Below are 14,519 nucleotides of genomic sequence, written 5' to 3' on the forward strand. Positions count from 1 at the left end.
ATTTAAATCCGATTTGAAAAATCTTAGTATGATTAGTAAAAACTCAACAATATTTAAACGACAAAGAAAAGCCCTGACTTCACTAAACGTTAAAGTCAGGGTTTTTACTTATTTATTAACTAAAGTAAAAGGAACACCGTTGATTTCAAAATATGTTTCATTTGTATCAACATACTCTTGAACAAATAATTTGCCTAAATTGGTTTCGATTTCGTACTTTTTTAGCTTACTAGGTTCATAATCTCGAATCGTATTCCCGTTTTGAGACTGTAAAAGTTGTTTTTTCAAGTCATGATTACTATTTTCATCTGATTCAAATTCTATTGCAGTTTTATATGCAATTTCTAAATTCGTATTCTTGTTAATATCTTTCAAGGCAATTTTTGACCTTTCGCCACACATTAAAATTGGAATGTCCTTTACATTTGATTTACAAAGAAAAACAATCAGCTTTTCTCCTTTTTTCATTGCTTCGGAATTTTCGGAATGGATATATTCATTTTTGTGTGTAATAGCAGTATGCTCTAAAAATTTTAATTCACCCTTATTGATATTGATATCAGTTTTATAAACTTCAAGAACCTTCACTTTTCTTTCCGAATAAAAATCTATAACAGTGTTTCCATCATAAACAACGTTGCTATTTTTCTTTGATAAGTTATCTAACACTTCGACTTTACCGATAAAAATTGCTTCTTGTTTCATTTCATCATAATTGAATTGAGCATAGTTACTCGATACTATCACATCTTTTACTACTATTTGGCAACCATATGAATTAAATATAAAATACAATAAGATTATAAACAGAATGATTTTTTTCATATTAACAATTCCTTTTATAATTATTGTATATTAACTTTAGAGGCTTCACTATAGCTTAAAATCAGTTTATCGGCATCTTTCAATTTTGTTAAATAAACGTAATAACGCTTGCCTTTTGCCATTGGAACTCCGCCTTGCAAATATGAAAAATTATTATTAGTTGTGTAGTTTGGTTCTAAAAAAGCTATAATATCATCAATATTATAATTACCTTTTTCGCAATAAATGATCTTCGCTTTTCGTTCGTAATGAATAAGTGCTGCATTCTCATTATACTTCACAGCAAAACTATTTTTCTTTTCAAACGGTTCAACAATTTCGATTTTACCAATAAAATCAGCGTCTTTTCTGATAGCGTCTATTATTTGAAAATCGAATTGCGTATCTTGTGCAATTTCGTTACTTTCAGACTTCGTACGCGAATTACAAGCTGCCATTGATAATAAAAATCCAATTATACACAAGATTGCAATTGCCCTTTTCATAGTATCACCCATCCTTTACATGATTTAGTTTTCTCAAAAATCTATTCGCCATACCACATAAACTTTTTTAAATCTACTTTAGTTTCGTCTATAAAAGAAACTCCTTCGATTTGAAGCAATTCTACTTGACGATTTGCTCCGCCAAAAGCAAAAGCGGAGGAAACCTCGCCAAAACGGTTTACTACTCTATGACATGGTATTGTTTTTGGATCAGGATTGCTATGAAGTGCATAGCCGACTACTCTTGATAATCTTGAATTTCCAACAAGAAGCGCAATTTGACCATAAGTGCAAACTTTTCCTTTTGGTATTTTACGAACGACTTCATATATTCTTTGAAACGTATTTGTATTTTTCATAATTACTCACCCCAATATATTATATTTTATCATAACATAATTTACAATATATGTATAGTGTTTTACAACAAATGCAAAGAAAAAACAACAAATATTAAATTGTATTTGTATTCTTATATGATATAATGAGCTTATAAATATTACTTTAGGAGTGATTTGGATGTTTGACAAAGAGCAATACTCAAAAAGAATTGAATGGTATAAAAACGCAAGATTCGGTATGTTCATTCATTGGGGCATATATGCAATTCCTGCACGTGGTGAATGGGTTCGCAACCAAGAAGAAATAAGCGTTGAAGATTACCAGCAATTTTTCGATGAATTCAATCCTCAAGACTATAATCCAAAAGAATGGGCTAAAATTTGCAAAAATGCAGGTATGAAATACGCTGTATTGACTGCAAAACACCACGATGGCTTTTGCCTATTCGATTCAAAATTAACGGACTATAAATCAACTAACACAAAATGTGGCAGAGATTTAGTTGCAGAATATTTAGCAGCTTTCCGTGAAGAAGGAATCAAGGTTGGATTATATTATTCCCTTTTAGATTGGCACCATGAAGATTATCCGCATTACGGTGATATGCATCATCCTATGCGTAATAATGTTGCATTGAAAGACAAGGTACATAACTTTGATAACTACCTAGATTACATGCACGGACAAGTAAAAGAGCTTTGTACTAATTACGGTCAAATCGATATTATGTGGTTTGATTTCTCTTACGGCGATATGCGTGCTGAAAAATGGCGTGCAACAGAGCTTGTTAACATGATTCGCAGCTATCAGCCAAATGTTATTATTGATAACCGTTTAGAAGTTAGCGGCGAAGGATTTGGCTCACTTGCAACCAATAATCCAACGGTTTACAGCGGCGATTTTGTTAGCCCAGAACAAATAATCCCACCAAATGGCTTATTAACCGATGCCGGTGAACCATTAACATGGGAAGCATGCATTACAATGAATAATAACTGGGGATATAATGCAAAAGATACCAACTATAAACCTGCAAGCACAGTAATTAAAAAGCTAGTGGAATGTGTAAGCAAGGGTGGCAATATGCTCATTAACGTTGGTCCTGATGCAAATGGTAGAATTCCAAACCAATCAATTGCAATCTTAAGTGAAGTAGGCAATTGGATGAAACTCAACCATGATAGTATTTACAATTGCGGTATTGCTACTATTGCGAAACCTGAAAATGGTCGAATCACTCGAAATGGCAATAAAATATATTATCACATCCTTGAAAATTCGATTGGTAGTGTTCCTCTTTACGGAATAAAACGTGAAGAAGTAGCGAAAATACGTTTATTGTGTGACGGAAGTGAACTAAAACCAGTTGAAAGCTGGATTGTAAATAACTATCCTGAAATAGTCTTTGTTGATATCAGTTCTACACCATATCTACCTGACAGTATCGATACTGTAGTTGAAGTTACATTAAAATAGCATAAAATAACTCCTCTGATTAACTACATAATCAGAGGAGTTATTTTTTATACCTACATCTCTTCAATAAAGTTTATTCCTTCAATTTCACTTAATAAGCTCAATACATGAGAATGCTCCATGCGGCGTGGTAAATACAATGTCATTAAAGCGGAAATTGTCGTTTCACCGGGTACTTTACTTTTGGTTAATTCTAAATTAGATGATCTCATTTCCCGTATTCTAATTTCGGATAAAAAGCCAGAAACATATTGAATATCTTGAAATTCTATGTATAGCTCCATTACTTTTGAATGTTGATAAGCCCATTTATCGACATTATTTAATACAGTCATAACTAAAAAAATCAAACCGCAAGCTGCAATTGCAGGAAGATAATATCCTGCACCAATTGCCAATCCCATACATGCAGATGCCCAAAGTCCTGCGGCTGTTGTTAAACCTTTAATTTGCTTATTACCGGTTATGATAATTGTACCAACGCCAAGGAAACCAATTCCACTTACTACTTGTGCTGCGATTCTTGTTGGATCTTGACCAGGGCTATATTCCATTACAATAAATATATTTGTCAGCATTACAAGAGCAGAACCCATACAAACTAAAATATGTGTTCTAAAACCTGCTGCTTGACGCCTTCTTCCACGTTCAATACCAATAATACCTCCACAAATGACTGCTAATAACAATCTAACAATAATTGACCATGTATTCAGTTGTGACAGATATTCTAATAACTTCATGTCTATTCCCCTTTTCATTGTCTTATCTTATTATATAAATATGCAAGAACTGTATGCATTTTTCCAATATATATGTTGATAATAATACTACAAAGCCAAAGAAAAATCAAGGAAGAGGGATATTTATGCTAAAAAAGCGAAAACGAAATAAAACAAAATCTGAAAATGATCCATTAGTGGTATCAATGAGTAATCATAAACCCGATAAATCTGATCCAAACGGAAGTTATACAGGCGTTCCCGTAGACATAAACGAAGCACCAACACAAGATGCTGATGACTTATAAATGCAGTTGATAAATTCCATTATTTGCAGTATAATCAAAGTGCAAATAATGGAATTTTGTTTTTTATAGTGATTTTTTCTAATATGATAATTATTGCTATCAATTTGGAGGTTTCAGTTTGAAGAAGATTTATATAATTGCACTCACCATTTTCATTATATTTGGCTGCATGAATTGTAATTCTAATATACAAACAAATTATTATGTAAAACCCGTTATCAGTACAAATACTGCTGGAATTTATTTTGAAAAAACGAAAGTAGAGTATATGGTTCATATTTATAATGGTAAAAAGAATGTTGAAGATATTGCATCTGCTACATTTTCTGAGAATGAACAGTATAAGAATCTTATTTACCACAAAAGCATATCAAAAATAGAAACTGTTTTAAAAGATAATCAATATTTTGCACTCATTAGCGGAACAATTACGATTAAAGCAAATGCTAAAGATAAAACAAGTCTTGATGCACTTAGCCCATTTTTAGATAATATTACGTTAACAGACAAAGATGGAAAAGCAGATATCTATACTTTAAATATTTAACTTATTATAAATCGCCTTAAATAAGGCGATTTTTTTGTTATAGTTCTTGTTGTTTCTTATCGAAAGTGATATAATAAAGTAGATAAAAATGGTATACAAATAACAAGCTTATACATTTTTGAGATGTTTTATCAACTTATTATTTTGTTACTTGTCTGTACACATACTAATACAGATAAGTATTAACCATATGGAAGGATATGTAGTAAACATGTATAATAGCAAATCAAAAATAGCAACAGAATTTATTGATCACCAAGAAATTTTAGCAACATTAGAGTATGCAAAGCAAAACAAAAACAACTTACCATTAATTGAAACCATTCTTGAAAAAGCAGCTACCTTAAAAGGATTAACTTATAAAGAAGCAATTGTTTTATTAGAATGTGATTCTGAAGAAATTATGCAAAAGATTTTCCATTTAGCTGAAACAATTAAGAAAAAGTTTTATGGAAATCGTATCGTTTTATTTGCACCTTTATATTTATCAAATTATTGCGTAAATGGTTGTCGATATTGCCCATACCATGCAAAAAATAAAACGATTCCAAGAAAACAGCTAACGCAAGAAGAGATTGTAAAAGAAGTGATTGCACTTCAAGATATGGGTCATAAACGTCTAGCATTAGAAACGGGAGAAGACCCAGAAAACTGTCCTTTAGAATATGTTTTAAAAAGTATTAAAACCATTTATTCCATTAAGCATAAAAACGGTGCCATTCGAAGAGTGAATGTAAACATTGCTGCTACTACAGTTGAAAATTACAGAAAACTAAAAGAAGCCGGAATTGGCACATATATTTTGTTCCAAGAAACTTATCACAAAGAAACTTATGAATACCTACATCCAACAGGGCCAAAACATAACTATGCATATCATACCGAAGCTATGGATAGAGCTATGGAAGGCGGTATTGATGATGTTGGAATTGGCGTTTTATTTGGATTAAACCTTTACAAGTATGATTTTGTTGGCTTATTGATGCATGCGCAACATCTTGAAGATACAAATGGAGTTGGCCCTCATACGATTAGTGTTCCTCGAATTCGTCCGGCAGACGATGTAGACGTTAAAGATTATTCTAATGCCATTCCCGATGAAATTTTCAAAAAGATAGTTGCTATTTTAAGAATAGCTGTTCCATATACCGGTATTATTGTTTCTACTCGTGAATCTGAAAAAACAAGAGCTGATGTTATTCGTTATGGCGTTTCACAAGTAAGTGGCGGTTCTAAAACAAGCGTTGGCGGATATGCTGATAGTAAAGAGGAGCATACCGAGCAATTTGAAGTAAGTGATAACCGATCACTAGACGATATTGTAGGCTGGTTACTGGAACAAGGCTATATTCCAAGCTTCTGCACTGCTTGTTATCGTGAAGGCAGAACGGGTGACCGCTTTATGCGTCTTGTTAAAACAGGTCAAATTGCAAACGTGTGTCAAGCAAATGCACTAATGACTCTAAAAGAATATGCTGAGGACTATGCAAGTGAGCATACTGCCGAACTAGCACATAAACGAATTGAAGAAGAAATTCACAATATACCTAACCCAAAAGTAAAAGAAATTGTTATCGAAAACTTGCATAGTTTAGATGATGGTAAAAGAGATTTTCGATTCTAAGAAAGGATTGATACTTTGAGTTTAAATAATACGCCAAGCGCAAACAGATTGCATATTGGAATTTTCGGAAAAAGGAATAGTGGCAAATCTTCCTTAATTAATGCTCTTACTAATCAAGACGTTGCTTTAGTGTCTAATATTGCAGGAACAACGACGGATCCTGTTTACAAAGCGATGGAAGTCCGCGGAATTGGTGCTTGTACCTTTATTGATACCGCTGGATTTGATGATGAGGGTGACCTTGGAAAGCTTCGTATTGATAAAACCAAGCAAGCTGTTTTAAAAACAGAAATTGCAATTTTAGTATTTACGAATGTTGAAACAGCAATAGAGTATGAATGGTACTTACTTTTAAAAGAACATAATATTCCCGTTATTGCTGTTATTAACAAGGCAGACTGCTTAAAAAATATTGAAATTATTTCCCAGACAATAAAAGAACAGTTTGAACTTAACCCAATTATAGTAAGTAGTGTTAATAGAAACGGAATAGATGAAGTACTTATTGAATTAGTAAGAAATGTACCTGAAAGCTTTAACAATGACAGTATTACGAAGCACCTAGTCAATCAAGGCGATGTTGTTATGCTAGTTATGCCGCAAGATAGTGAAGCTCCTAAAGGACGTCTCATTCTTCCTCAAGTGCAAACCACTCGTGATTTATTGGATAATCAATGTATCATCATTAGTGTAACACCTGAGCAAATGCCAAACGCTATCCATTCCTTAAAAGAACCACCTAAACTGATTATTACCGATTCCCAAGCATTCCAAGCAGTTTATAAAATGACGCCTAAAGAAAGCAAGCTTACTTCATTTTCTGTGCTGTTTGCGGCACACAAGGGCGATTTACCTACCTTCATTGATGGTGCAAATGCCATAGATAAGCTAAACGCTAACTCAAAGGTTTTGATTGCTGAAGCTTGCACACATGCTCCACTATCAGAAGATATTGGAAGAGTGAAAATACCAATGCTGCTGCGCAAAAAATATGGACAAAGCTTACAGATTGATATTGTAAGTGGAGTTGACTTTCCTGATGATGTTACAGCTTACGATTTAATTGTGCATTGTGGTGGCTGTATGTTTAACAAAAAGTATTTGCTGTCCCGAATTGAGCGAGCAAAAAGCTCTGGTGTACCAATTACGAATTATGGTGTTTTACTTGCTAAGTTAAACGGTATTTTAGATAAAATAACAATGTAATATACAAACTGCAAAAGAGCTCGCCAAAAGCGAGCTCTTTTCATTATATTGATTGTAAATTAACTATTTTATATCCTTTATCCTGTTTCATAATAGATACCTTATATTTTGTTGGAAAAGTTCTTTTTATTTTCTTTTCTTCCTTTGAAACAATATAATCAAAAGATACCGTTGTTGAAAAGCAAGTATCAGAATATATTAGTGTTTCATTTGCTTTTTCATTTGCAAAAGCTGTACTATCATGGCTAATATACCATGAATTATCAAAATAGCGTATTGATTTATAATAACTCGAGTCCTTGACTAAATATTGAGAAAATTCAGAAAAAGGAGCATCTTTTGAAATATAATGTGCATATGCTTTAGACGCTTTTAACGCAAACTCTTCAACTTGCTTTTTTACATCTGATTTAGCATATAAAGTTATAAAAACGTTATTATTTTTTTTATTTAAAATATACTCTTGTGGAGTTAATCCTTGTACTGTAATCTTAGGTTCATATAAAAATCCACTAACTTCATATGTAACAAGCTGAGGAATGAGAGTTGCGCTCTCTAGCGTTTGAAAGCATGCTACTGGCTCTTTTATTTTCGTCTTTTCTTGTTCCGATAATAAAGTCCCATTTACTTGAATTTGTGCATTCGCAGGTGCCGTTATCTTCATTGATTTTAAAGGCAATATTTGCTTTATGGTATAAGCATCAATTCCAAACTCTTTTTTTTGAGCCTTTTTAGATAACTCTAAGCCAATCTTTTTTGTTTCAATCCCACTAACAGTGTAATTAAGCTTTTCACCATTTTCAGATTCTTGAATTACTTTCAAATTTGAAAAATCTGTTCCAAGCATATCATACATATATTGTCGGTAATCTTGAGAAGTTAAAAACTTAGAGGAAGTTATCCCCACTTGCTTCATAGCTAATTCAATATCACCTTGTTCAATAGATTTAAGAAAACTGCTAATATAGTGTTGCGGGGTATTATTTTCATATTCTACTAAATAAGACCACAGTCCTACTAATAACCCACTCATAATCATGATACAGACAATAACCGTTATCATGATAGCTAAAAAGAGTTTATTTTTTAATAAGTTCTTTATTGCAAAAACCCCCATGTAAAACGAATTTATTTTGGTAAAACCCCAAATCCACTTGGTATTTTTCGTGGACCGTATAATGATGCACAAGTTGTAATTAACTCATTGTTATAATACAACATGGAGGAGGAACCTCCATCCAAATTGCCCGCATTTACCGCTTCAAACTTTTGCATAACTTCAACTAAGTCTTTGAAATTCGCTCCAAGACTATGAGGTTGTCGACCATCAATTACAAGTAATAATACTGATCCATCTTTTCGCTGTCCTATAGCTGTTCTAGGATTTAATCCCCCGCTGCTACCACTTGTTTTTATTGGATTTGAATTTACAATAAGAGCAGGACCGAAGCTTACAGCATCACGAATTTTTCGTTCTTTCATTTCCGCTGATGTCATATTTCCTACATGTAATATGTTTTTATTATCAAACCCAATTATATTAACAGCACTGGTACGATGATCGCCATACAAAAACACACCGTTTCGAATAACCGTTCCTAACGGTATGCCACCATTTCCAACGCCATTTTCATCGACAAAGCCGCCACCATTTATTCCAGCCACAGCATTGACTTTTTTCATCAACTTATCGAGCTTTTCGCCTTCTTTATCTTCTCCATATTCATCAGGAGAAATAACAACTACTCTTGAAGGATCTTTTACAATCATCATTTTTCCTTTATATGTTGGCCCAACAACATCTACTACTTCAATCTCTTTCTGATTAGGTTTTGGTTGATCTGTTTGAACGATAGTAGTAGCAACATCCGTTACTTCATTGGATTCAATTACGCTATTGGCTTGTTTAATTTGGTCAATTTGTTGATTGGATAAATACATAGGTGGAAAAATTTTTGCAAAACTTGTTTCCATACACGTAACAACAAATAAATCTCTGGCAGCTTTCGACGGTCCTTTCATAATAACTGCCATTGCGCTAAACAAAAAAATAATAGTAAAAACTAAAACAATTCCAACAATAATAAGAATATTTCTTATTATGTGGCGTTTTTTACGCTCTACGCCTACTGCTGCATATTTCAAATGCTATCTCCCCTAACGATTTAGTCGATTTCTCTTTCGAGCGGATAGTTTTAATGTGAATAGAATAATTACGATACCTAAAATAACACAAATTGGCCCTCGAATAGTACGAAGTAACGATTCTTGAGCTTTTGCTTCCTTTTTAACTTGTGTTGTGCTAGATGTCACAGGGTTTGAGGATTCCGTTTTTTCTTTATTAAAATTTACTACCGGCTTTTCCTCTATTTTGATATTTTCGAAAAAATCATTACCCGACTTATCCAGCCCTACCGTAGAACGATAGAGTCCAAATTTTCGACAATCATATTTTCCTTTATCTTCGACTTTAAAATATTTAGTTTGAGATTTATGCTTAGCAAAGCCTTCTTTCGCCATTTCGTATGCTGTTTTGTTATGAAAGCTAGTTAATGGCTCATCAATTTTCATTGTAATTTGGTTTTTATCGTACAAATGCAAATAGGTTTTTGGAACATCAAAAGTTTCATATTTTTTTATAGATTCAGGCATATAGGTAGAATCATTACTCAATGTTATTGCTTGAATTAGTAAATGAGCGTTTAACATATGTACACCATGACCATACTCCCCATTCAAATCATGCCCTATTACTACTTCAGGTCGAAAGCGACGCAATAGCCCAACTTGATAAGCAAGCATCTCATCATTATTATATAGTTTTTTAGCATGGTCTAAGCTTTCAGAGTAAAGATCTTTAAACTCAGATATGACGGGATATGCCTTTATTCCAACGTGCCATAAGCCTTCTAATAATTCATGTTCACGATACCATTCACCTTTATGATTTGTAAGGTAGGCGACTTGCACCTTTTTATTCAACTGTCCAGCGTAGTAAGGCATAATTCCACCAAAGAAAATATGTTCATCATCCGCATGAGTAGGTAACAGCAACATATCGGCATCCTCATATGGGGGCTGCCACTTTTCAACCGTACTTCGAACTTCACCTTTGGAATAAATCTGAATATCACAAATAACGGTATCCTTTGGAAATTTCATTTCGACGGTATTTTGTTCATATGTAAGTTCAACGTACTCATGTAAAAAGCCATATAATCCACAAGAGGTAATCTGTTTATCATATAATAATATCCAATTATTAGTATGCTGAAATAATATATATATGCTTTTAATTGGAGTATTCGAATTCACTTTGATTGTTTGTTCTGTTTCAAAGATATATTTAGTTGCTAATTTATTGTCTATTATACTTGTTGGTGCCGCTTTTTCATCTAAACTGACTTGAACAGATTCATTTAATAGTTGAGCTTTTTCTTCTTCTGCGAAAACAGATGTAAAAAAATTTATCATACAAAATAACGACAATATCATTATTGTAAGACCTAATCTTTTTAATCGTTCCATTTTTATTCCCATAATCTTATCAACATCCTTTATTCTATTATAATCAAAAAAACTGTAACATACAAGTTACAGTTTGGTAAAAAATACTAACAAAAGCTCTCGAATTCAATTCGAGAGCTTTTCGGTTAATCATATTGCATGATAGCTTCTAAAAGTTTTTTATCGTTTTGATATGCATTTTTTATTGAATTTTTGCCTTTTTCTTTTTCACCAAATTGGTTAAAATCAATTAAACATAAATACATATCATCAAACATTTTGCTCATACCCATTTTTATAGCAAACTTGCTGTCTTTTAGTGAATACTTATCACCGTCAACACGCTTATTGTCTGATAATTTACTTAGATCTTGGAAAACAACACCAAAGTCTTTCATATCTTTATAACATGCACTATCAACCATGTACAAAAATGAATCATTTTTAGAAATCTTTCCGATTAACTTAGTGCGATTCATTTGCAAAACTTCTGTAGAAGTATTGCCGTTGTTACCAGCTCCAATCATTATTGCTTCAACATTTATTTGTTTTTTTCCGTTTTTATCATTATCTAAAACAAATGATGATAATATTTCTTCCATATATGATTGTGCGCCATCATATGTGCTTTCTGTTACAATTGTGTAAGATGCATCAAAAGTTGGCCTTGTAAACTGAGTCCATAGCAAACTAACAATCATAATAACTGCCAAAGCTCCAAGCAACGTTTGAATTTTATAATGATACCAATAGTTTTGCCACTTTTCTTTGAAAGTTTTCGGTTTCATAACCTCGTCTTTTTCAATAACTTGAGGAGTTTGTGCTGCTTTTTGCTTCATTACCATAGCAGCCTCTTTTTTTGCAAGCTTATCTTTTTCATATTGGGATGCCATTTTCATCATCCTTTCTACCCTACTCGAAAACAAATAGGATAGCCCTTATCAGCTAGATGCTTTTGCTTCCGGTTTCATTGTTGGGATTTCTATTTAAATGACTTATCCTAACTTAAACAGTTGTAAACACGTATATTTATTAACGTATCGGCTAAGTATACACTTTGCATTATACCTTATTTGTAATATAAAATCAACGAAATAGCTCCTCTTTCAAGCATAACTATTCACATACAACTCATAGTTTATTTTAAATATTTAATATTAAGTACTCATATACTTTTTATAAAATATATGTAAAAAGTTTTGATTCTGATCCTTTTGCGTTTTTATAAAGTTTCAATGTAATAATCTCTGCTAATGTTATTTCCGTTTACTTGACATTATCCAAAACAGCTAAATTTTGTACTCATTTTACAACATGACACAGTTTGCTGATCTATATTCAGATGGTGCACAACCCATATGTTTTTTAAACATTCTACTAAAGTGTGTTGCGTCTGAAAAGCCAACTCTATTTAATATTTCTGAAATTGGGAGCAATGTTTCTCTTAACATCTGTGAAGCAACATAGATTCGTACTCTAATAATGTACTCCATTATCGGATATCCCGTTACAGCTTTAAATCTTTCAGTAAGGCTTGTTCGGTTTATATGAAACTTATCTGTTAAATCCTGCATTTTTATTTTGTTCATATAATTTGTATAAATAAACAAAATAATTTCTTTTATTTCAGCTGGGTCTTTGTAAAATTCAATATGTTTAAAAACCTCATCAATAATCGGTATACGTGATAACATAAATAGCAATTCAATCAAATATGTTCTGCTTCTGCATGGCCAATCGTGCATTTGCATTTCTAATGATTCATTTATTTTTTCCATTACAAATTGTATTATTTTTGCATTATCTGGTCTTAAATACAATTGTCCTGTGCACTTTTCTTCTCGCCAGCGAAAAGAGTTAAGCCAATATGCATCCTGTATATTGTTATTTACAGTTTGATATGTCTCTTTCTTTAAAACGTCAAAGTCAAAGTTCTGATTAATTATTTGAGGATGAAAAGCAATAGCAATTGCTTCTACAGAAGTACCTAATTCTAAATAATACTTATCGCTTTCATTCATACAAAGAATAGAAGGAGCTACTATAATTTGTCTAATATCATTAATTAAAACAAAAGCAGTACCCGAATAAATTAAAATCAGCTTATAATAATCTCTCTGTTTTAATCCATCGCTAAAAACATCTTTATTCCAGAATTTCATGGGCAAAGCATACCCTTCAAATATTTTTTTACCATATGTATGAAAATCGAGATTCATAAAGTTTCCTCCAAAAACATTTAAAACAGCACAATCGTATATCCATATTATACCACTGTGCTGTTTTCAAATGTTAACTTTTTTAAAAATATTTATCTGCCTAAAATTTTCAATGCTTCACATATCTTTAATCCAAACTCAGTAGAACATTCACGATCTCTACCTATAATAATATTACCTATAACAGTAACTTCCTTACTTCCACATCTAGACCAACTTTTAATCAATTGTCTAATAAAATTATTATAAGAGAATATAGCTCCTTTGTTATTGTTTAATAAGCAATTTTTATCTAAATTAGAAGAAGAGTCACATATAGCAGCAACAATCTTGTTTTGCCTATATGCATCTTGTAGCAACTTTAATAACTCTTTGCTATTCCATAAAGTATTGTCACCATTTGTTTGTCCTATTACTACAATAGCATCATAATTAGCTGCAACAGCGTTTGAAATTAGTAAATCAGTAGTATATTTTGAACCATTTGCACCAGTTGCAGAAGAGACTGTGCTTGTCATGGTTACCTTTACACCATTCAGTTCAAGTAATGCTTTGGAAGTTGAAAGCTCTTCATCCTCATAATCTTTTGATGGTATAACAATAAGTACATTTTTCTGAAACTTACGAATTTTTAGAGCATCGCAAAGAGCTAAACCAAAACTTTTTGAAGCAGCAGGATTTTTACCTGTAATGATATTTCCATCTACAACAACTTCTTCATTAACATAATTTGCCCCATTATTTGTAAGCTGCATAATCCCCTCGTTCCAGGGAAACATAGTTGCACTTTTTCCCTTCAGCAATCCAGCTTTTGCTAAAATAGGGGGTGCAGCACATATCGCTGCTATAATCTTATTCTGCTCATTAGCTTGCTGTAATAATACTCTGAGATCTGGGTTATCCCAAAGCTCACCAATTACTCCTGTTCCGCCTATTACAGCAAATGCATCATAGTCTGTTGGATTAACACTTGAAATTTTAACATTAGGAGTAATCTTCCTTCCTTGTGAGCCAATTGCAGTTGTTGTTACAGTACTAGCTATAGATACCTTAGCGCCGTTTGCTTTCAATATTGCCATTGGTTCGTATAGCTCAATATCTTCATAATCCTTTGATGCAATTATTAATAGCACCTTTTTTTGTGTTGTAGCTGCATTCGCTCGAGCATCTGATACTCCTACCATGCAAACTATACTTACCATCAAGCACAAACATAATGTAAAACCAATAAACCTTTTAAACAATTTTTTCATAAATT

The 14,519-nt window shown here is 32.5% G+C and carries 15 protein-coding genes; 5 read left to right on the plus strand and 10 right to left on the minus strand.

Features of this window, described 5'->3' with window-relative positions:
• Nucleotides 1-108: 108 nt before the first annotated feature.
• From RBG61_RS02425 to RBG61_RS02435, 3 genes are read right to left on the minus strand one after another with little or no spacing between them, the layout of a single operon-like run.
• On the minus strand, nt 109-825 hold the full coding sequence (locus RBG61_RS02425; RefSeq protein WP_307945384.1) for a hypothetical protein: 717 nt from the start codon (nt 823-825) through the stop codon (nt 109-111).
• Between the two features lie 20 nt (nt 826-845).
• Nucleotides 846-1,310, minus strand: coding sequence for a hypothetical protein (locus tag RBG61_RS02430; protein ID WP_307945387.1), 465 nt, complete (start codon nt 1,308-1,310; stop codon nt 846-848).
• 41 nt (nt 1,311-1,351) lie between these two features.
• Entirely contained in the window at nt 1,352-1,669 is a 318-nt protein-coding gene (locus RBG61_RS02435; protein WP_307945390.1) for an MGMT family protein, read from the minus strand.
• 160 nt (nt 1,670-1,829) lie between these two features.
• Here RBG61_RS02435 and RBG61_RS02440 point away from each other — a divergent pair, with 160 nt between their 5' ends.
• Nucleotides 1,830-3,128: an alpha-L-fucosidase gene (locus RBG61_RS02440; protein WP_307945393.1), complete on the plus strand. Its 1,299-nt coding sequence runs from the start codon at nt 1,830-1,832 to the stop codon at nt 3,126-3,128.
• A 53-nt stretch (nt 3,129-3,181) separates the two neighbouring features.
• Here the strand turns inward: RBG61_RS02440 and RBG61_RS02445 are convergent, their stop codons facing one another.
• Nucleotides 3,182-3,871 (minus strand): MgtC/SapB family protein, encoded by a 690-nt coding sequence (locus tag RBG61_RS02445; RefSeq protein ID WP_307945396.1) that lies wholly within the window; start codon nt 3,869-3,871, stop codon nt 3,182-3,184.
• 125 nt (nt 3,872-3,996) lie between these two features.
• Here RBG61_RS02445 and RBG61_RS02450 point away from each other — a divergent pair, with 125 nt between their 5' ends.
• The 4 genes from RBG61_RS02450 (at nt 3,997) to hydF (ending at nt 7,535) form a co-directional block, all read left to right on the plus strand.
• On the plus strand, nt 3,997-4,158 hold the full coding sequence (locus RBG61_RS02450) for a hypothetical protein (RefSeq protein ID WP_307945398.1): 162 nt from the start codon (nt 3,997-3,999) through the stop codon (nt 4,156-4,158).
• Nucleotides 4,159-4,276: 118 nt separating this feature from the next.
• Nucleotides 4,277-4,705: a hypothetical protein gene (locus tag RBG61_RS02455; protein WP_307945401.1), complete on the plus strand. Its 429-nt coding sequence runs from the start codon at nt 4,277-4,279 to the stop codon at nt 4,703-4,705.
• Between the two features lie 211 nt (nt 4,706-4,916).
• Nucleotides 4,917-6,329: a [FeFe] hydrogenase H-cluster radical SAM maturase HydG gene (gene hydG / locus RBG61_RS02460; RefSeq protein ID WP_307945404.1), complete on the plus strand. Its 1,413-nt coding sequence runs from the start codon at nt 4,917-4,919 to the stop codon at nt 6,327-6,329.
• A 15-nt stretch (nt 6,330-6,344) separates the two neighbouring features.
• Nucleotides 6,345-7,535, plus strand: coding sequence for a [FeFe] hydrogenase H-cluster maturation GTPase HydF (hydF, locus tag RBG61_RS02465; protein ID WP_307945406.1), 1,191 nt, complete (start codon nt 6,345-6,347; stop codon nt 7,533-7,535).
• Nucleotides 7,536-7,578: 43 nt separating this feature from the next.
• On the opposite strand, the gene RBG61_RS02470 is transcribed toward hydF, so the two are convergent.
• From RBG61_RS02470 to RBG61_RS02495, 6 genes are all read right to left on the minus strand, one after another.
• Complete coding sequence (locus RBG61_RS02470) at nt 7,579-8,568, minus strand: hypothetical protein (protein ID WP_307945409.1); 990 nt, start codon at nt 8,566-8,568, stop codon at nt 7,579-7,581.
• A gap of 95 nt (nt 8,569-8,663) precedes the next feature.
• Nucleotides 8,664-9,680, minus strand: coding sequence for a phosphodiester glycosidase family protein (locus tag RBG61_RS02475; RefSeq protein ID WP_307945411.1), 1,017 nt, complete (start codon nt 9,678-9,680; stop codon nt 8,664-8,666).
• Nucleotides 9,681-9,692: 12 nt separating this feature from the next.
• Entirely contained in the window at nt 9,693-11,075 is a 1,383-nt protein-coding gene (locus RBG61_RS02480; protein ID WP_307945414.1) for a PIG-L deacetylase family protein, read from the minus strand.
• Nucleotides 11,076-11,188: 113 nt separating this feature from the next.
• The gene (locus RBG61_RS02485) at nt 11,189-11,935 is read right to left on the minus strand and encodes a hypothetical protein (protein WP_307945416.1); all 747 of its coding nucleotides are present in this window, start codon (nt 11,933-11,935) and stop codon (nt 11,189-11,191) included.
• Nucleotides 11,936-12,349: 414 nt separating this feature from the next.
• A complete protein-coding gene (locus RBG61_RS02490) occupies nt 12,350-13,261 on the minus strand; it encodes an AraC family transcriptional regulator (RefSeq protein ID WP_307945419.1) in 912 nt (303 codons plus the stop codon).
• Between the two features lie 92 nt (nt 13,262-13,353).
• Entirely contained in the window at nt 13,354-14,514 is a 1,161-nt protein-coding gene (locus RBG61_RS02495) for a DJ-1/PfpI family protein (protein ID WP_307945420.1), read from the minus strand.
• Between the last annotated feature and the right edge of the window lie 5 nt (nt 14,515-14,519).

Source organism: Paludicola sp. MB14-C6 (assembly GCF_030908625.1).
GTDB lineage: Bacteria > Bacillota > Clostridia > Oscillospirales > Ruminococcaceae > Paludihabitans.